Source organism: Brevundimonas sp. S1H14, from assembly GCF_047716865.1.
In the GTDB taxonomy this organism is placed as follows: domain Bacteria; phylum Pseudomonadota; class Alphaproteobacteria; order Caulobacterales; family Caulobacteraceae; genus Brevundimonas; species Brevundimonas naejangsanensis.
In genome coordinates, this window is the sequence record NZ_CP136679.1 from 2,243,771 (window position 1) to 2,266,337 (window position 22,567).

At 67.3% G+C, this 22,567-nt stretch carries 23 protein-coding genes and 1 tRNA gene; 11 read left to right on the forward strand and 13 right to left on the reverse strand.

What is annotated here, in order from left to right; translation table 11 throughout:
- Positions 1 to 41 precede the first annotated feature (41 nt).
- Positions 42 to 512 carry a phasin family protein gene (locus RSD66_RS10990; RefSeq protein ID WP_415287761.1) on the reverse strand — a complete coding sequence of 157 codons (471 nt, stop codon included), beginning with the start codon at positions 510 to 512 and terminating at the stop codon, positions 42 to 44.
- Positions 513 to 776: 264 nt separating this feature from the next.
- Between RSD66_RS10990 and RSD66_RS10995 the strand changes: the two genes are divergently transcribed.
- Positions 777 to 2,183 carry a D-alanyl-D-alanine carboxypeptidase gene (locus RSD66_RS10995; protein ID WP_415287762.1) on the forward strand — a complete coding sequence of 469 codons (1,407 nt, stop codon included), beginning with the start codon at positions 777 to 779 and terminating at the stop codon, positions 2,181 to 2,183.
- Between the two features lie 11 nt (positions 2,184 to 2,194).
- Here the strand turns inward: RSD66_RS10995 and RSD66_RS11000 are convergent, their stop codons facing one another.
- Together RSD66_RS11000 and RSD66_RS11005 are read right to left on the reverse strand one after the other, a co-directional pair.
- Positions 2,195 to 2,782, reverse strand: a complete 588-nt coding sequence (locus RSD66_RS11000; protein WP_415287764.1) for a DUF2239 family protein — start codon at positions 2,780 to 2,782, stop codon at positions 2,195 to 2,197.
- Between the two features lie 72 nt (positions 2,783 to 2,854).
- Complete coding sequence (locus tag RSD66_RS11005) at positions 2,855 to 3,211, reverse strand: phage holin family protein (RefSeq protein ID WP_415287765.1); 357 nt, start codon at positions 3,209 to 3,211, stop codon at positions 2,855 to 2,857.
- A gap of 113 nt (positions 3,212 to 3,324) precedes the next feature.
- On the opposite strand from RSD66_RS11005, the gene RSD66_RS11010 reads away from it, so the two are divergent.
- Entirely contained in the window at positions 3,325 to 3,762 is a 438-nt protein-coding gene (locus RSD66_RS11010) for an HIT family protein (RefSeq protein WP_119412321.1), read from the forward strand.
- Positions 3,763 to 3,769: 7 nt separating this feature from the next.
- On the opposite strand, the gene RSD66_RS11015 is transcribed toward RSD66_RS11010, so the two are convergent.
- Positions 3,770 to 4,120: a DMT family protein gene (locus RSD66_RS11015; protein ID WP_415287766.1), complete on the reverse strand. Its 351-nt coding sequence runs from the start codon at positions 4,118 to 4,120 to the stop codon at positions 3,770 to 3,772.
- 51 nt (positions 4,121 to 4,171) lie between these two features.
- Between RSD66_RS11015 and RSD66_RS11020 the strand changes: the two genes are divergently transcribed.
- The 3 genes from RSD66_RS11020 (at position 4,172) to RSD66_RS11030 (ending at position 5,508) form a co-directional block, all read left to right on the forward strand.
- Positions 4,172 to 4,247: transfer RNA gene (locus tag RSD66_RS11020), tRNA-Thr, on the forward strand.
- Positions 4,248 to 4,266: 19 nt separating this feature from the next.
- Positions 4,267 to 4,893, forward strand: a complete 627-nt coding sequence (locus RSD66_RS11025; RefSeq protein ID WP_024353970.1) for a TetR/AcrR family transcriptional regulator — start codon at positions 4,267 to 4,269, stop codon at positions 4,891 to 4,893.
- Between the two features lie 84 nt (positions 4,894 to 4,977).
- Positions 4,978 to 5,508, forward strand: a complete 531-nt coding sequence (locus RSD66_RS11030; protein WP_119412451.1) for a c-type cytochrome — start codon at positions 4,978 to 4,980, stop codon at positions 5,506 to 5,508.
- 79 nt (positions 5,509 to 5,587) lie between these two features.
- Here RSD66_RS11030 and RSD66_RS11035 read toward each other — a convergent pair whose 3' ends face one another.
- The 4 genes from RSD66_RS11035 to RSD66_RS11050 form a co-directional block, all read right to left on the reverse strand.
- Positions 5,588 to 8,824: an efflux RND transporter permease subunit gene (locus RSD66_RS11035; RefSeq protein WP_346523638.1), complete on the reverse strand. Its 3,237-nt coding sequence runs from the start codon at positions 8,822 to 8,824 to the stop codon at positions 5,588 to 5,590.
- Positions 8,824 to 9,969, reverse strand: coding sequence for an efflux RND transporter periplasmic adaptor subunit (locus tag RSD66_RS11040; RefSeq protein WP_415287769.1), 1,146 nt, complete (start codon positions 9,967 to 9,969; stop codon positions 8,824 to 8,826). Before RSD66_RS11040 ends, RSD66_RS11035 begins: the two co-directional genes overlap by 1 nt.
- A gap of 110 nt (positions 9,970 to 10,079) precedes the next feature.
- Positions 10,080 to 10,868 carry a hypothetical protein gene (locus RSD66_RS11045; protein ID WP_415287771.1) on the reverse strand — a complete coding sequence of 263 codons (789 nt, stop codon included), beginning with the start codon at positions 10,866 to 10,868 and terminating at the stop codon, positions 10,080 to 10,082.
- Entirely contained in the window at positions 10,865 to 11,635 is a 771-nt protein-coding gene (locus RSD66_RS11050) for a class II aldolase/adducin family protein (protein ID WP_346523437.1), read from the reverse strand. The genes RSD66_RS11045 and RSD66_RS11050 overlap by 4 nt, the downstream gene beginning before the upstream one ends.
- A 176-nt stretch (positions 11,636 to 11,811) precedes the next feature.
- Here RSD66_RS11050 and RSD66_RS11055 point away from each other — a divergent pair, with 176 nt between their 5' ends.
- From RSD66_RS11055 to RSD66_RS11065, 3 genes are read left to right on the forward strand one after another with little or no spacing between them, the layout of a single operon-like run.
- Positions 11,812 to 12,912, forward strand: a complete 1,101-nt coding sequence (locus RSD66_RS11055; RefSeq protein WP_415287773.1) for a DUF2336 domain-containing protein — start codon at positions 11,812 to 11,814, stop codon at positions 12,910 to 12,912.
- A 31-nt stretch (positions 12,913 to 12,943) separates the two neighbouring features.
- Positions 12,944 to 13,723, forward strand: coding sequence for an NAD kinase (locus tag RSD66_RS11060; RefSeq protein WP_024353963.1), 780 nt, complete (start codon positions 12,944 to 12,946; stop codon positions 13,721 to 13,723).
- Between the two features lie 60 nt (positions 13,724 to 13,783).
- Positions 13,784 to 14,260 carry an Hpt domain-containing protein gene (locus RSD66_RS11065; protein ID WP_415287775.1) on the forward strand — a complete coding sequence of 159 codons (477 nt, stop codon included), beginning with the start codon at positions 13,784 to 13,786 and terminating at the stop codon, positions 14,258 to 14,260.
- A 51-nt stretch (positions 14,261 to 14,311) separates the two neighbouring features.
- On the opposite strand, the gene RSD66_RS11070 is transcribed toward RSD66_RS11065, so the two are convergent.
- Together RSD66_RS11070 and RSD66_RS11075 are read right to left on the reverse strand one after the other, a co-directional pair.
- The gene (locus RSD66_RS11070) at positions 14,312 to 15,451 is read right to left on the reverse strand and encodes a DUF2336 domain-containing protein (RefSeq protein ID WP_415287776.1); all 1,140 of its coding nucleotides are present in this window, start codon (positions 15,449 to 15,451) and stop codon (positions 14,312 to 14,314) included.
- A 90-nt stretch (positions 15,452 to 15,541) separates the two neighbouring features.
- Complete coding sequence (locus RSD66_RS11075; protein WP_119412330.1) at positions 15,542 to 16,339, reverse strand: transglycosylase SLT domain-containing protein; 798 nt, start codon at positions 16,337 to 16,339, stop codon at positions 15,542 to 15,544.
- A gap of 150 nt (positions 16,340 to 16,489) precedes the next feature.
- On the opposite strand from RSD66_RS11075, the gene RSD66_RS11080 reads away from it, so the two are divergent.
- Positions 16,490 to 17,230: an energy transducer TonB family protein gene (locus RSD66_RS11080; protein WP_415287777.1), complete on the forward strand. Its 741-nt coding sequence runs from the start codon at positions 16,490 to 16,492 to the stop codon at positions 17,228 to 17,230.
- Here the strand turns inward: RSD66_RS11080 and RSD66_RS11085 are convergent.
- Positions 17,227 to 18,249 (reverse strand): NAD(P)/FAD-dependent oxidoreductase, encoded by a 1,023-nt coding sequence (locus tag RSD66_RS11085; protein ID WP_415287778.1) that lies wholly within the window; start codon positions 18,247 to 18,249, stop codon positions 17,227 to 17,229. The genes RSD66_RS11080 and RSD66_RS11085 overlap by 4 nt on opposite strands.
- A gap of 52 nt (positions 18,250 to 18,301) precedes the next feature.
- Entirely contained in the window at positions 18,302 to 20,149 is a 1,848-nt protein-coding gene (locus tag RSD66_RS11090) for a phosphoenolpyruvate carboxykinase (GTP) (RefSeq protein WP_024353957.1), read from the reverse strand.
- Positions 20,150 to 20,358: 209 nt separating this feature from the next.
- Here RSD66_RS11090 and RSD66_RS11095 point away from each other — a divergent pair, with 209 nt between their 5' ends.
- Positions 20,359 to 20,994 carry a DUF938 domain-containing protein gene (locus tag RSD66_RS11095; RefSeq protein ID WP_415287779.1) on the forward strand — a complete coding sequence of 212 codons (636 nt, stop codon included), beginning with the start codon at positions 20,359 to 20,361 and terminating at the stop codon, positions 20,992 to 20,994.
- On the opposite strand, the gene RSD66_RS11100 is transcribed toward RSD66_RS11095, so the two are convergent.
- Positions 20,991 to 21,482, reverse strand: a complete 492-nt coding sequence (locus RSD66_RS11100; RefSeq protein WP_233551859.1) for a hypothetical protein — start codon at positions 21,480 to 21,482, stop codon at positions 20,991 to 20,993. The genes RSD66_RS11095 and RSD66_RS11100 overlap by 4 nt on opposite strands.
- 321 nt (positions 21,483 to 21,803) lie before the next feature.
- On the opposite strand from RSD66_RS11100, the gene RSD66_RS11105 reads away from it, so the two are divergent.
- A complete protein-coding gene (locus RSD66_RS11105; RefSeq protein WP_415287781.1) occupies positions 21,804 to 22,562 on the forward strand; it encodes a pseudouridine synthase in 759 nt (252 codons plus the stop codon).
- Positions 22,563 to 22,567 lie beyond the last annotated feature (5 nt).

A 22,567-nucleotide genomic window follows, 5' to 3' on the forward strand; every position in this document is an offset into this window, starting at 1 on the left:
CCACCGGGGCCCTTCCGAAGTTCTGGACCTGAAGGTCGCGCTTAGCGAGCGGCTTGGAACTGCTCGACGGCAGCCGAAACGCGCTCGTTGATCGGCTTGAAGCTGTCCTTGACCGAGGCGGTCATGGTCTCGGTCGCCTTGCCGAACTCGGCCAGATAGGCCTCGGCGGCCGACTTGGCCCAGTTGGTCTGCAGTTCGAACAGTTCCTGCATCGAGCGGGCCTGCGAGAACGACTGGGCGGCGGCGACGCCGTCTTCCCAGGACTTCTTGCTGTAGGCCATAGCCTGTTGCGACAGGGCCTCGGCGCCCTTCTGGGCAGCGGCGGCGGATTCCACCACGGCTTCCAGGTTCTTCTTGCCGTGCGCGTTGATCTCGCTCAGCGAGGCGACGGACTTGTCGACGCCTTCGCGGAACACCTTGGCGCCGGCGGCCTGGATGGATTCTGCCTGGGCCTTGGCCTTGGCGGTGGTTTGTTCAACGGTCTTCTTCACGGTCTCAGCGGCGTCAGCCATAGGGAGTCTCCTGAAGCGAAAGGTTTCATGCGACAGGCGGAGCCCATCGCGACAACGGCGATATGGTGCACCTGCGAAAAGACTTCAAGTGAAATTTGTGCAACGCACAATATAATCGCTGATCACCTGACGCGGAGCCGCTCGATCACAAGTCTGTTGACGCGCCGTTAACCCTCTCGAAACCGGGCGAGCCGATGTTAGCGTTTGTAACGTGCGTGATCGCAGCCGTCTTCGCGCCACAGTGACGAGGCTAGTAGCTTGCCCATGAACGCCATCTTCCGCCGTCGTTTCCTGGCCGCCCTGGTCCTGGGGGGAATTGTCCTGACGCCAACGGTCGGCGTCGCCCCGCCGGAAGCCCAATCGACCGATAGCCGATACGCCGCCATCGTGGTGGACGCCGCCTCCGGCGAGGTGCTGTTTTCGCGCTTCGCCGACGCCCGGCGCTTTCCGGCCTCCATCACCAAGGTCATGACCCTGTATCTGACGTTCGAGGCGCTGGAATCGGGCAAGGCCAAACTGGACGACAATCTGACCGTCTCGCCGCGTGCGGCCTCTCAGCCGCCGTCGAAGCTGGGCCTGGCGGCAGGCCAGACGATCAGCCTGGACGACGCCATGCGCGCCACCGCCGTCCGCAGCGCCAACGACATGGCCATGGTCATCGCCGAACACATCGGCGGCTCCGAAGGCCGTTTCACCCAGATGATGACGGAAAAGGCTCGCGAGCTGGGAATGGAGCACACGCGCTTCACCACCGCCAACGGCCTTCCCGACACGCGCCAGGCGACCACGGCGCGCGACCTGTCGATCCTCAGCCGCGCGGTGATGCGCGACTATCCGCAATACTATCGCTACCTCGGCCTGCACGACTGGTTCTACAAGGGCCGCGACTACCGCAACACCAACGGCCTGCTGGCCACCGGGCGCGGCTATGACGGCATCAAGACCGGCTTCACCAACGCCTCGGGGTATAATCTGGCGGCGTCTTCGGTGCGCGACGGCAAGCGGATCATCACCATCGTCATGGGCGGGCGTTCGACCGCCAGCCGCAACGCCCACGTCGCCGAACTGATGGACACCGGCTTCGAGGTCCAGCGTCGCCGGGGTCAGGGAGAGAACATCCAGCTGGCTCAGGCCTTCTTTGAACAGCGCGGCTATGGCGTCAGCAGCGATCCTGCGCCCGTCGCCTACGCCTCCCTGTCCGACGAGGATGGAGAAGGCGTCGGCTCCTCGACCGAAGTGGCCTACGTCTCCGGCCCGCCGCCGCGCAGCCTGCCGACCGAGGTGACCCCGCCGCCGTCGGCCCGCCGCGCCGAGAACCGCCCGCCCGAAAGCCTGACCGCCGCGCTGAACGGCGGATCAGCCGCGGCGCCTACGCCCCCTGCCCGCACGACCCGCAACCCGCCCGCCCGCGCCGCCGCCCCGGCCCCGGCTCCGGCCGGTCGCTGGACCGTCCAGGTCGGCGCCTTCCGCGAAGAGGCCGTGGCCCGCGACTGGCTGAACAACGTCAGCCGTCGCTTCTCCAGCCAGTTCTCGAACGCCCAGCGTGACGTGCAGACCGCGAACGGCTGGTATCGTTCGCGCTTCACCGGCATGACCCAGCAGGCGGCCGAGGCCGCGTGCGAGGCTCTGTCGGAACGCCGCGTCACCTGCATGGTGGTCCGCCCCAGCTAGGCGAGGCGGAGCTAGCGTCCCTGCCCGTTGCGCCATCCCGGCTCCGCCAGACGCCGGGCGTAGTCGCGCACGCCGACGGGCCACGTCTCTGTTCGAGCGTCGAACGCCGTCCAGTCGCCTGCGAACAGCATCCGCACGGCCTCTTCATAGTCCGGCAGGTCGCCCGCCACGGCGGTCATGAAGCGATAGGCCGCCTCGCGGCTGCGACGCATCCGGTCAGGCCCCTCGGCCTCGCGCAGGGCGGCTTCGACCAGCTTGCGCAGGGCCACCGACGCCCCGCCGGGCTGAGACGCCAGCCAGTCCCAATGACGCGGCAACAGCGTCACTTCACGCGGCGTGACGCCCAGCTTCGGCCGCCCCGGCCCCCGCTTCTCAGGCCCCCGCTTCTCAGGCTCAGGCTGCGTCTGCTCCTGCGGCAGGCGCGCCAGCACAGCCGGCAGGTCTCCGCGCAGATCCAGATCAATCGGCCGGGCGTCCTCGTCTCTGAAAACGAGAACTGTCCGTCCAGCGTCATGTGCGGCCTTGGCCGCTGCGGCGACCTGCGCCAGGGGCCCTGCCGCAATCATCGTGTGGCCATCAAAGGCCGTGCATAGAGTCATGATCCGTCCTCACTCGTTGAGGCAGGATTTACCCGGATAATATTAGGCCGTCAATATTACCCGGATAAATTATTAGGCCCGATCAGCCATGCCTCCGAACAGGGCTCCGGCGATCCAGCTGACGACGCCGGTGACGATCGCCGCCCCGATCCCCGCCCACAGGCCGGTGACGACGAAGCCGCCCAGGAACATGGCCGTCAGACCGATCATGGCCGCGTTCACCACCAGCAGAAACAGGCCGAAGGTGACGATGGTCAGCGGCAGGGTCAGGATCACCATCAGCGGCCGCACGAAGGCGTTGACCACGCCCAGAATGACCGCCGCCGCGACCAGCGATCCGCTGGAAGTGAACTCCACCCCCGGCACCAGTTTGGCCGAAGCCCACAGGCCGATCGCCGTGACCACGGCCTGAACGATGAAACCCAGCATGACGCCTCCGTTGGTTGAACCTTGACCATATAAGCGCATATCGCGGCGATCCGCTCCGTGCGTCCATCAGGATCGCCTGCTAGGCTGGCCGCCCTATCCCGAAGGAGACCTCCATGAGCCTTCACGGCGCCTATGACCCGGACAACATCTTCGCCAAGATCCTGCGCGGCGACATGCCCAGCGTGAAGGTGTGGGAGGACGACGACGTCCTGGCCTTCATGGACGTGTTTCCCCAGTCCGAGGGCCACGTCCTGATCGTGTCCAAGACCTCGACCGCCCGCAACATCCTGGAGATCGAGCCCGAGGCGCTGGCCAGGCTGACCGCCGCCGTGCAGCGCACCGCCCGCGCCGTCGAGAAGGCGCTAAAGCCTGAAGGCCTCAGTCTGATGCAGTTCAACGGCGATGCCGGGGGGCAGACGGTCTTCCATCTGCATTTCCACATCGTGCCGCGCTGGTCCGACCGCCCGATGAAGGGCCACGGCCACGCCCCGATGGCCGACGCCGAACAGCTGAAAACTCTGGCCGAGAAGATCGCCGCCGCGCTCGACTGAGCATCTCTTATAGCGGCCCTTTGAAGATGAAGAAGGCCCCGCCGGCGATCAGGGCGAAGCCGATCAGGTGGTTCACCGTCAGCTTCTCGCCTAGATAGAGCACCGAGAAGATCGCGAAGACCAGCAGGGTGATCACCTCCTGCAAGGTCTTCAGCTCGGCCGCCGAATAGACCTGATGGCCGATGCGGTTGGCGGGTACGGCCAGCCAGTATTCGAAGAAGGCGATGCCCCAGCTGATCAGGACCACGATCCACAGCGGCTTGGCCCCGAATTTCAGATGGCCGTACCAGGCGAAGGTCATGAAGACGTTCGACAGGGCCAGCATGACGATGGGCGCGAGATAGGGCAGCGACGGCATTCAATCAGTGTGCTTGCGTCAAAGAGATTCCGCCAGCATAAGGCGGGCCACGCCGGTTTAGCTCAGCTGGTAGAGCAGCGGTTTTGTAAACCGAAGGTCGCGGGTTCGATTCCTGCAACCGGCACCACTCTCGCGGCCGCCTCCCCATGTCCGAGACGACCAACAAACTGGGTCACAGGATCCGAACGCGCGGCGCGCGCACCCGCCGCGCCCTGCTGGACGCCCTGCGCGCCCTGCTGAACACCAAACATCTGGGCGAGATCCGTTCCGCCGACGTGGCGATGGCCGCGGGCGTATCGGCGCCGACCTTCTACACCTACTTCGCCTCGGTCGAGGAAGGCCTGCAACTGCTGTGCGAAGAGGCGGGCGAGGATTTTCAGCGGTTGGCGGCCCACATTCACGCCGACTGGTCGGGCGACCGGGCCTTCGAGGCCGCGCGGGCCTATGTGCTTGAAGTGCTGAACCTCTGGAACGACCACGGGCCTGTGCTTCGCGTCGAGCATATGCTGGCCGACATGGGCGAGCCCGCCTTCGCCGAAAGCCGCATCCGGCGTCTGCGTCGCCTTCACCTGGCGCTGGAGCGTCGCATCGCCCAGGCGCACGCCAACGGCCTGCACCCCGAAGGCCTGAATCCTCGTCTGGCCTCCTATGAGACGGCGAACCTGGTGGAGTCCGTCGCCGCCGGTTTCGACCTGATGCGCCGCGCCGACACGCCCGAAGCCATCATCGAAACCACCGCCCATGTCGTGGTGAAGCTGACGACCGGCCGCTGACGACCGCCGCGAGCCTTGGACAAGCTGTCCATTGCGACGGCGCCTTCATGGGGTAAAGCATGACCGTTGGCCAAGGAGTGCGTCATGTCCCGTCTTTCGTCCTTCCCTTCGATCCGCAGCATGGCGGCCCCGGCTGCGGCGCTGAGCGCCGTCCTGATGCTGGCGGCCTGCGGCCAGAACGACGCCGCGCCCGCCGCCGACAGCGCGCCGCAAGCACCCAAGACGCCGACGCCCACCGAAGCCGAAAAGATCGCCCTGCTGGCCGCCCTGCCCGCGCCGTATAACGAGGGAGACCTCGATAACGGCCGTCGCGCCTTCGCACGCTGCCGCTCGTGCCACACCATCACGCCGGGCGGGCCGAACATGACGGGGCCGAACCTCTATGGCGTCTTCGGCAGCAAGGCCGGGGCGAAGGAAAAGTACAGCTATTCCCACGCCCTGCGCACGGCGGACTTCACCTGGGACGCCGAGACGCTGGATCACTGGCTGCAGAACCCGCGCACCTTCCTGCCCGGCAACAAGATGAGCTTCGCAGGCCTGCCCGACGCCACGGACCGCCGCGACGTCATCGCCTTCCTGAAGGTCGAGACGGGATTCAAGCCGCAGGGCGAGTGAGCCGGCACAGGCAGATAAGCAAAAAGGGCGGCGGGCCATATGGTCCGCCGCCCTTACCATTTTCGAAGACCAGAGCGTTCTATTCCGCCGGGCTCATGTCCGGCTCGAGGCCCTCGCGCTTCTCCTGCGCCTCCCATTCCTCGATCTTCCGGGCGGTGTATTCCGGCGACTTGGTGAAGCGCGCCAAGACGCCATAGATCACCGGCACCACGAACAGGGTCAGCACCGTGGCGAACATGGCGCCGGTGAAGATCACCACGCCGATGGTCTGACGGCTGCCCGCCCCCGCCCCTTGCCACAGCACCAGCGGCAAGGCGCCGAAGGCGGTGGCGATCGAGGTCATGATGATCGGGCGCAGACGCAAGCTGGAGGACTCAATGATGGCCTCGCGGATGGTTCGCCCCTGATCGCGCAGCTGGTTGGCGAACTCGACGATCAGAATGCCGTTCTTAGCTGCGACGCCGATCAGGATGATCAGGCCGATCTGGCTGTAGATGTTCAGGCTGGAGCCCGCCATCAGCAGGCCGAACAGGCCGCCCGCCGCCGCCAGAGGCACGGTCAGCATGATGACCGCCGGGGTGATCCAGCTCTCGAACTGGGCCGCCAGCACCAGGAAGACCAGCAGCAGAGCCAGGGCGAAGGCCCAGCCCACAGCGCTGCCTGCCTCCTGCTGGTCGCGGGCGGCGCCGCCCCAGCGGATGTTGGTCACGCCCTGCGGCTGCTTGGCGGCCTCGGTCATCAGGAACTGAACAGCGTCATCGATGGTCGTGCCGGGGTTCAGGTCGGCCTGCAGGGTGATGGCGCGCTGGCGATCCAGACGGCGACGATCAGGCGTGTCGCCCGAGGTCTTGGTCGTGACCACCGCCGACAGCGGCACCAGCTGCGCCGTGCCGGTCGAGACATACAGCGCCTCAAGGTCCGAAACCTCGCGGCGGCTGTCGCGGTCGGTCTGCAGGATGACGTCATATTCCTGGCCGCCCTTGATGTAGGTCGTGGCGCGGCGCGAACCAAACATGGTCTCCAGCGTGCGGCCGATCTGCTGTGACGACACGCCTAGCGCCGCCGCCTTCTGCGGATCGACGTCGACCAGCAGGCGCGGCGCGTTCGGTTCATAGTTCAAACGCGGACGCGAGAAGCCTGGGTTCTCCTGCGCCGCCGCCAGGATAGGCTGCAGCCAGTTGTAGATGGCGCTGTATTCAGCTCCAGTGACGATCATCTCGATCGAGTTGGAGTTGCCGCCGCCGCGTTGGAAGGCGCCCGGCGTCGAGGCGTTGACCTGAGCGCCGGTCTGATTGCGCAGCTTGGCGTTCAACTCCTGGGCGATCTGATCCGCCGAACGATCGCGCTCGGACCAATCGGCCAGATTCAGGACCGCGCTGCCCGAACTGAAGCCCGAACCGCCGAAGCCCGGCGACGAGATCATGAAGTTAGCCGCCTCGCCATTCTGGCGATACTCGGCCAGGATCGGTTCCAGCCCCAGCATGATCTCGCGCGTGTAATCAAAGCCCGTGCCTTCCGGCCCGGCGATGCGCAGCGTCACGCGGCCCCGGTCCTCGTTCGGCACCAGTTCATTAGGCAGATGCAGGAAGATGCCGGTCGCCCCCGCCGCCACCAGGACGATCAGGGCAGCCACGCCCCCGACCGCGACACGGCGGCCAAGCAGGGCGTCCAAAGACGCGGCGTAGGACCGCTTCAGCGCGTCCATGCCTGCATCCACGCGCCGAGCGACCCAGCCGCCGGTATGCGCCGGCTTCAGAATCTTCGACGCCAGCATCGGCGACAGGCTCAGCGCCAGGAAGGCCGAGAAGGCCACGGCCGCAGCAATAGCGGCCGCCAGTTCGACGAACAAACGCCCGACATAGCCCGGCAGGAACAGCAGCGGCGCGAACACCGACAACAGCACGACGGTCGTAGCTACGACGGCGAAGAAGACCTGACGCGCTCCGCGCTCGGCCGCGACCAGCGGCGGCTCGCCGTGATCCAGACGGCGCTGAATGTTCTCGACCACGACGATGGCGTCGTCGACCACCAGGCCGATCGCCAGCACCAGGGCCAGCAGGGTCAGCAGGTTCAACGAGAAACCAAGTGGCGCCAGGACGATGAAGGTCGCAAGGAGGCAGATCGGAGCCACCACCGACGGAATGATCGCCGCCCGCAGACTGCCCAGGAAGATGAAGTTGACCAGGGCCACCAGAGCCATCGAGATGCCGATGGTCACCCACACTTCGTCAATGGCGTGGGAGGTGAAGACCGAGTTGTCCGAGCCGACTTCCAGCGTCGTGCCGGGCGGCAGGCTGTGGCGCATCTCCTCCATCAGGGCGCGGGCCCCCTTGGAGATTTCCAGGTCGTTGGACTGGGCCTGGCGGGTGACGGCCAGACCGATCTGGTCCAGCCCATTGCCGCGGAACAGGCGCCGCGCCTCAGCCGGGGCTTCCTCGATCCGGGCGATGTCGCCCAGACGGGTGACATAGGCGGCGTTGCCGATCAGGGCGCCGGTGACGCCATTGGTCATGGCCGCCGACGCTGCGCCCAAGGTGCCGGACGCCTGCGCCCCCGTGGCGGTCGAGGCCGAGCCGCGCGTGCCGATCGGCAGTTGAGCGAAATCCGCCGGATCGGCGTAGTTGCGCGCCACGCGGACGGTATAGTCTTTCTGCGCCGACTCCAGCGAGCCCGCAGGCAGTTCGACGTTCTGATTGTTGAGAGCGGTCTCGACGTCAGTGACGGTCAGACCGCGCGCCGCCATCGCCCCCGCGTCCAGCCAGATGCGCATGGCGTAGCGCTGCTCGCCGAAGATATTGACCTGGGCCACGCCCGGCACGGTGGCGAAGCGGTCCACCAGATAGCGACGGGCGTAGTCGGTCAGTTCCAGACGGTCCATCGTGGTCGACCGCAGGAACATGATCAGGATAGGCTGGCTATCGGAATCGGCCTTGGCCACTTCGGGCGGATCCGCCTGATCCGGCAGACGGCCCAGCACGCGCGAGATGCGGTCGCGCACGTCGTTGGCGGCGTCGTCGATATTGCGATCCAGCGAAAACTCGATGTTGACGTTGGATCGGCCGTCGCGACTGGTCGAATTGATGCGTTTGACGCCCTGAATCCCGGCGATCTGCTGTTCGATCGGCTCGGTGATCCGGCTCTCGATCACCTCAGCCGAGGCGCCCGCGTAGCTGGTGCTGACCGAGACGATCGGCGGGTCCACGTCCGGCAGTTCGCGCACCGGCAGGAAGAAGAAGGCCGCCAGGCCGATGACGCACAGGACGATCGCCGCCACCGCCGCAAAGACGGGGCGCCGGACCGAAACATCGGACAGCATCATGGGCGAGCCGCCTGCGTCGCGCGAGCGCCGCCCTTGCTGGGAGCACGCCCTTGGGCGGCTTCACCCTCGACGCTGACAGGAGCGCCGGGCTGAATGCGGTTCAGGCCCGAAGCGACGATGTGGTCGTTGTTGGCCAGCCCCGAAACAATCTCGACATAGCCGCCCTCGACGGCGCCCGTCTGGACCTCGACACGCTGGGCGGTTGCGCCCGTCTCGCCGCGCGCGATGCGATAGACGAAGGCGCCCTGCCCTTCGTACTGAACGGCGGCCTCGGGCACGGCCAGGCTCTGGCGGCGGCCTTGATGAACGGCGACGCGCATCATCATTCCGGGGCGGATACGGTTGCCGGGATTGGGGAATTCAGCGCGGGCGATGATTGCGCGGGTCTGTTCGTTGACGCGCGTGTCCAGCAGGGCGATGCGACCGTTGAACTCTTCTCCGGGGAAGGCGTCCGTCGTCGCCGTCAGCGGCGCGCCCACCGGCAGCACGCCCAGATAGCGCTCCGGCAGGGGGAAATCGACGCGCACGCCGCTGATGTCGTCCAGAGTGGTGATGACCGAACCCGGCGAGATCAGGGTCCCCGGCGTCACCGAGGTCAGCCCCAGCACCCCGGCGAAGGGCGCGCGCAGGATGCGGTCGCCGCGACGGGACTCAGCCGCCGCCACGCCGGCCTGCGCCGTCTTCAGGGCGGTTTCCGCCGTCTCGGCCATGACGCGCGGCGCCACGCCGCGCTCGGCGAGGATGCGATAGCGGTCATACTCGCGCTGGGCGTTCTCCAACTGGGCGCGGGTGCGGATCAGGTCCGCGTCTTCCTCACGCGCCTGCAACTCGACCAGGGGCGTGCCCGCCGCCACGGCCTGCCCATCGGCGAACATGACCTGGGTCACCAACTGGGTCGTATTGGAGGTGATGTTGACCGAGCGGCGCCCCCGCGCCACGCCCAGAACGCGGATCTGATCGGCAAACTCACGGCGTTGGGCCACCACCTCGGCGACCACCTGGCCCCGTCCGGCGCCGGGCCCGCGCGGACCCTTGCCATCGCCTGCGCCGCCGTCGCTGAAGGCGATCTTGAAGACCGCTGCGACGACCATCAGCCCCAACAGACAGGCCGCGCCGATAATGAAAAAGTGGCGTTTGAACACGCGACGCAGTCTCCCCGACAACAAGCGTTATCGCTTAACGGGTCATCGCCGTTACGCAAATAACGTATCTGTAACGAGACTACTCTCTGATTCCGTCGCGGAAATTCGCTTTAAAAGCGCCGCCAGATTCCGATTACGGGCCCCTGTCCCGCAGGAGTTTCACGGCCTGCGACCGCCGTTCGCCAACCGGCCTGCAGGCTCCAGTCGCCGAGTCGCCGCACGACCGAGCTTTCCAACGTCAGCCAGCGGGGCCCGCCGTCGTCCGCCGCTCCGGCATAGGCCTGACCCAACAACAGCCAGTCCGGCGCGAGATACAGGCCCGCCGTCAGGTCCAGCCGCGTCTCGTCATTGAGGCCCGCGCGCCAGAGCCTCGCCGCCTGCGCCTCGATAAAGCCGCCCTGCCCGTCGGCTCCCAGGCCGCGCCCGGCCATCACGCGCGCCTCCCAGTCATGATCGCCGGCTCCAGGCGGCGCATAGCCGGCGTTACGCCCCTCGCCGCCATGCGCGTAGCCGACATAGAGGGCCGCAGCGTTGCGCGTATCGCGATAGGCCTGCCAGCGCACGCCGATCTCAATCGGGCCGCGCCCCTGATAGTCGACGAAGGCGTCGCGCCCCTCCTGCCATTCGCTCTTCATCTGCAGGGTGAAACGGTCGTCCAGTCCATATTCCGCAAAGATGGAAAGAGCGCGGTCGAGGCGGTCGTGCGACAGGTCAACCCGCTCTCCGTCGGGCGAAAAGGCCTGATCCGCGCGGACGGTCTCATATTTGACGATCGCCTGCCCCTGTCCCTTCGGCAGGTTCCAGGCGCCCGCATGGGCGGGGCAGCCGACTGCAAGCCAAGCCAGACCGACCAGAAGGCCGATCGGGCCGCGCCTCAATCCGCCCCTCAGCGGCCTCACGCGTCGTAGCCGGGCGATTTTCGCTGGAGCTGACGCAGGGCGCCGGGCCATGCCAGGGACGAGACAAAGCCGATGCCGCGCCCCTGCTCCTTGGTCTCAGCCTGAGCCGCATCCGGGGCGATCAGAACATTGTCCCGCCCCGCCGAAAGGGCGGCGACCTGCTGGGCGCAGGCGCGTTCCAGAAAGAAGATGCCGACCCAGGCCTGCGCCGCCGTATTTCCGACCGCCATCGTGCCGTGATTGCGCAGCAGCATCAGCGACCTGTCGCCCAGGTCCGCGACCAGACGCTCGCGCTCGTCATGGTTCAGCGCCAGGCCTTCATAGCCGTGGTAGGCCACCTGATGCTGCAACAGGCAGGCGTTCTGGCTGATGGGCAGCAGGCCGTCCTTCTGGGCCGCCACCCCGACGCCGTTCACCGTGTGCAGGTGGATGACGAAATGCGCGTCCTCGCGCGCCGCATGGACGGCCGAGTGGATGGTGAAACCTGCCGGATTGATGAAGCTGTCAGTCTCTTGAACAATATTGCCGTCCAGATCGACCTTCACCAGGCAAGAGGCTGTAATCTCGTCGAAATACCAGCCGTAGGGATTGATCAGAAAATGCGTTTCCGGCCCCGGAACACGCGCCGAGATATGGGTGAAGATCATGTCGTCCCACCCGTGCAGCGCCGCCAGCCGATACAGGGCCGCCAGTTCGACGCGCGTGCGCCACTCGTCTTCTGAAACCCGCCCCTTCAGCGAGGGCGCCCCGCTCATTCCATCCGCCATGATCACTCCCCTGATCAGCGTTCAGGTGAACGTCCCCCCGGCAGGCGTCGGCGTCAAGACGCAAGGCTCCGCTTTCCCAAGACTTCGTTAACCCTGTTTTCACAGCCCCTCTTCAAGGTGCCTTTCGCCTCAGGGGCAGGCAGTTTTTCCGCGAGGGCGACGTGGAACCCACCAATGTGACTCGCAACGAACCGCAGACGCACGGCGCCACGCCCGCCCCCCTGCCTTTGGACAGCCTTGAACAACTGGTCGACCTGGCGAAGGGACAACCGCCGGAGCGTCAGCATGGCCTGCTGATCGGCGTGGCGGACCTGTATCGCTCGACCGGAGGGCGTGATCGCGCGCCCCAGGCGCTCGGCGACGCCTTCATCGCCCTGGTCCGCGTGGTTGAGGCGGATATCCGTCAGGCCCTCTCGGAGCGACTGGCGGATGCGGATTGGGCGCCGGTCGCCCTGGTGCGGATGCTGGCGGCCGACGCCATAGAAATCGCCCGCCCGGTCATCGCCGCCAGCCCCCTGCTGCAGGACAACGACCTTTTGACCCTGCTGGCCGAGGCGTCGCTGGATCATCGCATCCAGGTCGCCCTGAGACCCGGCCTCGGCGCCGCCGTGGCCCGCGCCATCATCAGGGCCGACGACCCGACTGTGCTGACGGCCCTCGCCTCGAACCGCACGGCGGCGTTGTGTGTGGAAAGCATGAGCCGACTGGTCAGCCGGTCGCGGGAACTGGCCGCCCTGCGCGCGCCGCTGGCCCGCCACCCCCAGATGACGCCGGAACTGGGCGCGCGCCTGTATCAATGGGTGGGCGAGGCCCTGCGCCAAGCCATCACGGAACGCTTCACCCTCGATCCAGCGCGGCTGGCCGAGGCGGCGCAGGCCGTTGCACAGGAAACCGCGCCCGCCGATGTGGCCGCCGCCCGCCTGACAGCCAAGCTTCAGGCCTCAGACCAGCTTCGCCCCGCCACCCTGATCCGCGCCCTGCGTGAAGACCGGCTGGAGGTCTTCATCCATGCCCTGAGCCGCCTGGCCCGGCTGGACCTGGATCAGGTGCGACGCGCCCTGCGGGCCGACACCACCCGCCCGTTGTTGCTGGCCTGCAGCGCTGCGGGGCTGGATCGCGCCGCCTTCCCGGCGGTCCTGAGCGAGGTGCGGCGCATGAATAACGGCTTTCCGCATGATCCTGACGGCGGCGACTGGCGTCTGGCGCATCGTTCGGCGGCCCAGGCTGCCTCTGAATTCCAGTTGCTGATGGCGCCCGAGGACGGTCATCCCGTTTGACAGGCGGCCTCTGCTCCGCTTGCCTAGGCTGGTGAGCCAGCCTTTCCGCCCCACCGCCGTCACCTTCCTCGCCAGCGACCGGCCCGAGGCCGAAGAAGCGCGCCTGCGGCTAACGGAACGCTATGGATCCGTCCCCATAACCGAGGCCGAGGTGATCGTGGCCCTGGGCGGCGACGGCTTCATGCTGGAAACCCTGCACAACAATCTGCGATTACAGACGCCGGTTTACGGGATGAATCGCGGCTCGGTCGGCTTCCTGATGAACGATTATGAGGAAGACGACCTGCTGGATCGCTTGGTCCAGGCCGACCGCACCATGTTGCATCCCCTGCAGATGGACGCCTGGACCGAGAGCGGTCAGGTCCACAGCGGCCTGGCGATCAATGAGGTCTCGCTGCTGCGCCAGACGCGCCAGAGCGCAAAGCTGCGCATCAGCATCAACGACAAGGTGCGCCTTGAAGAATTGACCTGCGACGGCTGCCTCGTGGCGACGCCGGCCGGGTCGACCGCCTATAATCTGTCAGCACACGGCCCGATCATTCCCCTGGATGCGCCCAGCCTGGCCTTGACCCCGATCAGCGCCTTCCGCCCCCGGCGCTGGCGCGGCGCGCTGCTGTCGCATACGGCCCGCGTCCGCTTCGAGGTGCTGGAGGCCGACAAACGCCCCGTCAGCGCCACCGCCGACAACTTCGAGGTCCGGCGCGTCACACAGGTGGAGGTGCGCGAACGCCGCGACATCACCCTGACCATGCTGTTCGACGCGGGCCGCTCCTATGAGGAGCGTGTTATGGCTGAGCAGTTCTCTTCCTGAGCGTCATGATTTTTTAGAACTCTCCGGGCACATTGGATTTTACAGTTCAGGAGTCCGCCCGTGAGCAATTCGTCCAACGTCTTTCGTCCGCCCAACGCCCTGCGCGCCAAGGTGGGCGGCGGTTTCGGCGGCATCGACGCCAACGCCATCGCCAAGGCGGAAGAGGCGCTGAAAGCCATGTCGGCCCAGTTCGGTCAGTGGCTTCAGGACGAACTGACCAAGCTGGATCAGGCCCAGGCTGACATCCGCGCCAAGGGCTATACGGCCGAAACGGCCGAGGCTCTGTATTTCCGCGCCCATGACCTCAAGGGCCTCGGCGCGACCTATCAATATCCGCTGGTGACACGCATCGCCGGGTCCCTGTGCCGGATACTGGACGACGTCGACAAGCGGATGCAGGCGCCCCTGCCCCTCGTGGACGCCCATATCGACGCCATCAAGGCCGTGGTGCGCGACGAAATCCAAACCGACGAACACCCGGTGGGGCGCGATCTGGCCGAGACGCTGGAAGCACGCGTGGCCGAGCATCTCGGCTGAGGCCTTAGTTTCGTAGATAATGAAGGGGCGTTCTGCGGGACGCCCCCTTTTCTATGCCGCGCCGGCCGCTGCCTGCATCTCGGGCGCCGGGCGATCCAGCCGCTCCATCAGATAGGCCAGATCTTCGCGGGCGGCGTCGGGACGCTGGCTGAGGAAACGCTCGAGCATCCGCTGGCGGAACCGCTCGCCCGAGGTGTCGCCTCCCTCGGCCTGAAGCGCGCGCCAGGTGTCCACGCCCGCGCGAAACGCCTGGAACAGACGCGGCGGCATCCCTGCCCGGTCATACAGAGCCTTGAACCCCAACGGCCCCGCATCGTGCACCATCAGCCAGGCGCGGTGATGCGGCGTCCCGGCCAGTTCGGCCAGGGCGTGCTCCAGCAACCCCATCTGCCCGCGCGCCAGCGCCCTCAGCAGCAGGGACGGCGTCAGTGCCTTGCGTCCATACAGGCGTGCGACGAAGGCGGGCAGGTCGGGCGCCGTCCGCGCCTGATCAATCAGATCGACGGTCGCCCGTTCGCGCGCAAAATCGGCGAACTGAATGGCGGTCTCCGGCGCCAGGGCGTGCTGGGTGATCAGATGCTCGCGCGCCGCATCTGCGGCCAACCCCACCAGGCGCTCAGTCACCGACAGCGGCAGAACCTGGCGATAGGCCAGAGCCGACACGACATCGGGCGCATGGCCGAAACGATCGACCACCACGCCGAGCGCGTCTTCGGACAGATCGGCGTTGTCGTTGGCGGCCAGAGCCAGCACCGCCTCCTGCCGTCCCTCGGCGGCCAGGACGGTCGCCACATCGCGCGGCACCTGCGGACGCGAGGCCACAGCGGCCTGACGCAGCGCGCAACCGGCGCGGACGATCTCGATCAGATCGTCGTCGGAAAAGACAGGCGAGCAGTTGATGACCGGCAGGGCCACGCTGTCCACATCGGCCGCCAGGCGGCGCGCCACATCGCGCGGCATCAGGCTTGAGGCCTTCAGCGTCACAGCCAGGGCGCGGCGCACCAGTTCAGCCGCATCGACGGCCAGCACTGTGAGAATCTTCTGCGCCGCCGCCCGTTCGGCCTCGTCCAGCGTCATGCGGTCGATGCTGCGCAAAAGCTTGTGCGCCGCCGCCGCCCGATCGTCCTCGACGTCGGACTTGATCAGGCGCCGTATGTCGCTTTCCGTCAGGCGGGCCCGGTAGGCGGTCATGGATGAGGCTCAGGGCGGCGAAGAATCAATCGTCACCCATAGCGTTACATAGTTAAGGCCCCGTTAGGAATAACGGCCGAACAAAGGTCTTCAGACCGACCTGTCCGGCGGCGGTCCATAGGCGCCGCCGAAGCCTCCGCCCGTCCCCTGTCCGTCCTGCCCCAGCAGCAGGGCCAGCAGGCCTTGATCCTGCTTCAGACGATCCAGTCGCGCGGCCAGCGCGCGCTCCTTGTCGCCCAGTTCGGGTCCAGCCTTGACGGCGCCGACGCCTGCGGCAGGCGCGACCTCGCCCGCCGTGCGCTGCAGATTGGCGTGCACCTCGGCCACCGATACGGCCCGCCCGTTGCGGTAGAAAATCGAGCGGTTGGCCGAAGCGGCTTCCGGGAACAGGGCCGCGGCGCTGGACTGGGGCCGCATCTGCATGGCCTCCATCAGCTTGGCCGCGCCCGCCGGGCCAAGGAAATGCGCGGCGTAAAGCTCGCCTCCGTTGGGCTCGCGCCCCGTGCGGCCGCGCAGATAGGCGGCGTTGGAGGCCGTCAGTTCGCCCGCCATGGTCGAGGCCGCCTGTGGATCGAAGCGCAAGTCCAGCACCACATTGCGGGCCGAGCCCCGCACCTGCCAGCGCCCGTCGCCGCCTTGATAGATCAGGTCCGCATACTGGCCGTAGCCATGCTTGGCGCCGTGCCGCTTCACCGTGCCCAGCCAGGTCTGCTCAATGAACTGGAACAGACCCGAGGCCGAAGACGTCGGCGCCCGCGCATTGGGGTTCATCGCGCTTTCGCGACGCGCGGTCTTCATCAGAAAGTCGAAGTCCACGCCGGTCGAGGTCGAGGCGCGCCGAATGGCCGCCTCCACGCCGCCGGATGATGGAATCGCTTTCACGGTCATGTGTGAACGGTCGCTAACCTAGGTAAACCAAACCTTAACGCAGCAGCGTCGCCGTTAACAATTCGAAGCGCCACAATAAGGCCGCAAGCAAAGCGCGAACTTCGTTCCGTGGGGCGCTGGGGAGGGCCCGCGACAGGAGGCGCGTAAGTCATGATGATGCGTATCGCCGGGGGCCACGGCGTGGTCAGCCCCCTCGACTTCCAACAACGCCGGAAGCCGCTGTCCCCCTTGATGTGGGCGATGATCGGCGCCTCGGCTCTGGTCCACGTGGGCGCCGGAGTCTGGCTGTATCAGCAACGGTTTGAACTGACCGAAGCCCCGCCCGCGCCGACGGAGCCGCCGCCCACGATCGTCGATCTGATCCGGCCGCCCTTGCCGCCCAAACCCCAGACGCCGCCCCAGGCCTCGCCCGCGCCGACGCCGCCGATCCACCGGCCGACGCAGGTCACGCCCAGCGATGTCGCGCCCCTGGAGGTCCCGGTCGCCCCCGTCGTCAGCCATGACGCCGGGCCAGCCATCAACATCACGGCGCCGGCAGCCGAACCTTCGACCGGCACGGCGGTCACGCCCGAACCGCCCAAGCCCATGCCGGTGATCACCCAGCCGGACTGGGTGCGAAAGCCGACAGCAGATCAGTTGATGCGGGCCTATCCGTCCGCTGCCGAAGCGCGCGGCATCGGCGGAGTGGCGGAGTTGTCCTGCCTGGTGCGGGTGGACGGCGGCCTGACCGGTTGTTCGGTCACCTCCGAAACGCCGGGCAATCAGGGCTTCGGCCGGGCGGCGCTCAGCCTGAGCCGCTACTTCCGCCTCAGCCCGCGCACGGTCGACGGACAGGCGGTCGACGGCGCCCGCGTCACCATGGCGATCCGCTTCACCCCGCCGACGGACTAAAGGAACCGCGAAGGATGGAGGGCCGGCTCGGCGACGGGCCGGCCCTCTGTCGCATCGGCGACAACGGCCCCGATCAGAGGCCCCAGCAACCAGCCGTTGCGGCGCGGCCCCAGCGCGACATGCAGGCCCGGCGCAATCTGCCCCGCCATCGGCAGGCCGTCCGGCGTTGTCCCCCGCACCCCTGCGCGCCAGTCGATCGTCAGCGTGCGCGGCGCCTGCCCCAACGCCTTCCATGCCGCCGCCAGCATGGCTTCACAGCGCGCAGCGTCGGGGATCAAGGACCGCTCGCCCGGCTCCATCGTCGCCCCGATCACGCTGCCCTCGCCCATCGGCGCGACATAGGCGCCCGGCCCGCGCATCACGTGGTAGACCAGCTTCTCCTGCACCAGACCGATCTGACCGCGAATGGGGGTGATGCAGGCGACCGCTGCGCGCGCTTCGGGCGGCAGGCCGTCCAGAGCCGGATCGGCGCCGGTGGCCAGAATCAGATGCTCCGCTCGTAAGGCGCCCGCCGTCGTCTCGACCCGCCAGCCCTGAGCGTCCAGCAACGCATGCAGGGCCCGCGCCTTGATCACCGTCAGTCCCTGCGCCAGCGCCGCTAGCGCCTGAGGCGGATCGACCTTGGCGTCCTCGCGCGTGGTCAGGCGGGCCGAGGCGTCGTCGTAGTCATGCTGAAAACCCAGCGCCGCCATCCGCCCAGCCAGTTCGGCGACATTTCCCCCGCGCCACTCGGCCATGTCGCCATACAGGCGCACGCCCGTCGCTTCGGCGAAGTCAGGCCACAGGTCGCGCGCACGGCGCAGCACTCCAGCCGCCTCAGGCGACAGATCGTCGATGGCGCATTCCATGGCGGGCGCGATCATGCCCGCCGCCACGGCCGAGGCGTTGACGCCGCCCGGATCGACCACCGCCACGCGGCGTCCGTGTCGTCTCAGCTCCGCCGCCGCGCACAGGCCCAGGGCGCCCGCGCCGATGATCAGGGCGTCGAAGGAAGGTTCGGGAGAATTGAAATGGGGCACGGGATGTCCTTCGACCTCCCGCGCCCCGATTTCAACCGTTCAGGACGGTCTTTTACTCGGCCGCCAGCTTGGCCGCCCGCGCCTCTTCCAGACGCTTGGTCAGGGCGGCGTGCTGACCCCACAGCGCCTTGGGCAGGCGATCGCCGAACTTCTCGTAAAAGGCGGGGATCAGGGCGGCTTCCTCGGTCCAGACATCGGCATCGACGTCCAGCAGGATCTGCAGATCGGCGTCGGTCAGCGTCAGGCCCGACAGGTCCAGCGCAGCCTTTGACGGCACGCGGCCGACCGGAGTGTCCACGGCCTCGGCCTGGCCTTCCAGACGCTCGACGATCCACTTCAGCACGCGGGCGTTGTCGCCGAAGCCCGGCCACACGAACTTGCCGTCCTCGTTCTTGCGGAACCAGTTGACGAAGTAGAGACGCGGCAGCTTGGCCGCATCCGTCGTGCGCTGGGCCATCGACAGCCAGTGGCCGAAATAATCGCCCATGTTGTAGCCGCAGAACGGCAGCATGGCGAAGGGATCGCGGCGCAGTTCGCCGACCTTGTTCTCGGCGGCGGCGGTGCCTTCGGAGGCCACGGTCGAGCCCATGAAGACGCCGTGCTCCCAGTCATAGGCTTCCGTCACCAGCGGCACGGCCGAGGCGCGACGGCCGCCGAACAGGATGGCGTCGATCGGCACGCCCGCCGGGTCTTCCCACTCAGGCGCGATCGACGGGCACTGACCGGCCCAGACGGCGAAGCGCGAGTTCGGGTGGGCCGCAGGCTCGCCCGATGCCGGATCGTGCGGCTGACCCTTCCAGTTGGTCAGGCCTTCCGGCGCTTCCTTGGTCAGGCCTTCCCACCAGACGTCGCCATCGGCAGTCAGGGCGACGTTGGTGAAGATGGTGTCGCGCGTCAGGGTTTCGAGCGCATTCTTGTTGGTGTTGCGGCTGGTGCCCGGCGCCACGCCGAAGAAGCCCGCTTCCGGGTTCACGGCGTACAGGCGGCCGTCTTCGCCGAAGCGCATCCAGGCGATGTCGTCGCCCACCGTCTCGGCCTTCCAGCCGTCCAGCGCCGGTTGCAGCATGGCCAGGTTGGTCTTGCCGCAGGCCGACGGGAAGGCGGCGGCCACATACTTCGACACGCCTTCGGGGCTGGTCAGCTTGAGGATCAGCATGTGTTCGGCCAGCCACCCCTCGTCGCGGGCCATGATCGAGGCGATGCGCAGGGCGTAGCACTTCTTGCCCAGCAGGGCGTTGCCGCCGTAGCCCGAGCCGTAGGACCAGATTTCGCGGGTTTCGGGGAAGTGGACGATCCACTTGTCATCATTGCAGGGCCAGGCCACGTCGGCCTGACCTTCGGCCAGCGGCGCGCCCAGGGTGTGCACGGCCGGGACGAAGACGCCGTCGGCGCCCAGCATGTCCAGCGCGCCCTTGCCCATGCGGGTCATGACGCCCATCGACACGGCGACATAGCCGCTGTCGGTGATCTCGACGCCCAGGGCGGAGATCTTGGAGCCCAGCGGACCCATGCAGAACGGAACGACATACATCGTCCGGCCCTTCATGCAGCCGTCGAACAGGCCATCCAGACGGGCGCGCATCTCAACCGGGTCGGACCAGTTGTTGGTCGGGCCGGCGTCGGCTTCGTCCTGCGAGCAGATGAAGGTGCGGCTTTCGACGCGGGCCACGTCCTTGGGGTCCGAGGCGGCGTAATAGCAACCGGGGCGCTTGGCCTGATCCAGTTCCTTCAACGTGCCCTTGGCGATCAGGTCGGCCACGATGGCCGACTTCTCGGCGTCCGAGCCGTCGCACCAGTGAACACGGTCCGGCTTGGTCAGGGCGGCGATCTGCTCCACCCAGGCGACAAGGCCCTTGTGTTCGGTCGGCGCCGGAAGGAGTCCGGGAATCGATTGCGTCACGTCTTGCTCTCCTGAAGCTGCGCGCGCCGATCTGTCGTCGCCGTCACGCAATAAGCTGATCACGCTGTGTTACGCGGGCAATGAACCCGACGGGACATAAGGTCAACCGCTGCACGTTTCATTCCCCCGTTATCCGGGCCAGGCCGCCCGCGCGCACAATTAAATCGTCAGAGCGCGCCCCAAGGGCTATCTCCTTCGGCGTGAAGACGATGGATTCTGCAATATTGACATCGGCCGGCGCTCCTGACGCGCTGATTTCGCCGGCAGCCGAACGCAACAGCGCGGCCATACTCGACGTTCTGCGCGCCCATCTGCCCGCTCAAGGCCGGGTGCTGGAGATCGCCGCCGGATCGGGTCAGCACGCCGCCGCCTTCGCCGCCGCCCTGCCCGGCCTGGACTGGACGCCCAGCGACCCCAGCCCGCAGGCCCGCGCCAGCATCGAGGCGTGGCGGACGCATATAGGCGTCGCAAACCTGCGCCCTGCACAGGCCGTCGACATGCTGGACGACGCCAGTTGGCCGTCAGAGCCACTGAACGCCATCGTCTGCATCAACATGATCCACATCAGCCCGTGGACGGCGGCCGAAGGCCTGATGCAGCTGGCCGAGCGGTCGCTAATGCGCCCCGGCGGCCTGCTGTACCTCTACGGCCCCTATCGCGAAGCGGAGGTACCGCTGGCCCCGTCCAACGCCGCCTTCGACGACAGCCTGAAGGCGCGCGATCCGGCATGGGGCCTGCGCGACCGGGGCGAGGTCGAGACGCTCGCCCGGTCGCATGGCCTGGCCCTGACGCTGCGGCGAGCCATGCCCGCCAACAACCTGAGCCTGATCTTCCGCCGCGTTTAGATGGCGGCGACCACGGCCGTCAGTTCGGCGCGATCGTTCAGCAGGGCGACCTTGCCGTCGCGGAAAGCGGCGCCCGGCGCATCGGCCGCTTCGCCGAAGATTTCGGCCGTCAGGGCCACGCCGTCGGCGAACGCCAGAACCGGCAGCCCCTGCGCCTTGGCCAGATTCACCAGCGCCTTGACCTGGACCAGTCCAGCCTCGTCCGCCATGCCGCCGGGAACCACCACGCCCTGGACCCGGCCGCCGGTGATGTCGTCGGCCGTCGCCGTGGCCAGAACCGTCAAGCCGCCCGAAACCAGACTGCCCTCGCCGGTCGAGATCGGAGCCAGCGACACGCCTTCAAAGCGGAGGGCGGTCTCCATGTCGCCCAGTTCGCCGAAATCCATGCCCTTGCGCATGATCAGGCCGAAGCGCAGGCGGGTCGGCGCGGGGCGGTTGCCGTATTGGCGGGAACGAGGGGCGGTCGCGGTCTTGCGTTGAGCGTACAAAACGTCTCCTTCGAAGGTTATCGATCAATATTCGCGGACAGTTCCTAGAAACCGTCGCGCCCTGCGTGTCGAAATTCAGTCAGACACGGCAAACGTCGCGATCCGAATCGATCGGAGGCGAACGTATCAAAATCATCAGGGTGACTGCTGATATAGGCTTATGATGCTCAAGGTCAACTTGGCGACGAAAACGTGACTTGAAACACAAAGGCGGAAAATCTGAACGTTGGCGCGTGGCGGCCAGCCTTGCCTGCCAGCCTTGCCTGAACGCCCAGCCCCGCCCTACACAGCCGATCGCATCGCAGAGAGTTCAGTCAGCTCATGGCCTTCGTCCGCACCTATGACGGCGCAGAACCCGTCCGCATCAACAAATGGCTGGGCCAGACCGGCGTCTGCTCGCGCCGCGAGGCCGAGGGGCTGATCGCCGAGGGCCTGGTCAGCATCGACGGCGAGGTGGTGCGCGACGCGGGCCGCAAGATCGAGCCGGGCCAGACCCTGACCCTGAACGACAAGGGCGAAGCGGCGCTGGCGGCGGGCGTGGCCATCCTGCTGCACAAGCCGGTCGGCTATGTCTCGGGCCAGCCCGAGCCGGGCAAGATTCCCGCCGCGCGCCTGCTGACCACGGCCAACCGGGTCGGCGACGGCGAGACGCCCGCCCGCGACGCCTCCCTGCCTCCGGTCGGGCGGCTGGACGAGGATTCGCGCGGCCTGCTGCTGCTGTCATCGGACGGGGTGGTGGCCAAGGCGGTGATCGGACCACAGTCGGACCTCGACAAGGAATATCTGGTCCGCGTCGCCGGCGCCGTGACCGAAGCAAAGCTGTCCCAACTGCGCCACGGACTGGAGTTGGACGGCCGCCAGTTGAAGCCAGCCCGCGTCACCCAGATGGAGCCCCAGCGCCTGCGATTCCTGCTGCGCGAGGGCCGCAACCGCCAGATCCGCCGCATGTGCGAACTGGTCGGGCTGGAGGTCGTCGACCTCTATCGCATCCGCATCGGTCCGGTGAAGCTGGGCGACCTGCCCGAAGGCCGCTGGCGGATGCTGACGGCCGACGAGCGCGCGGCTCTGCTGAAGGGCTGAGCGCC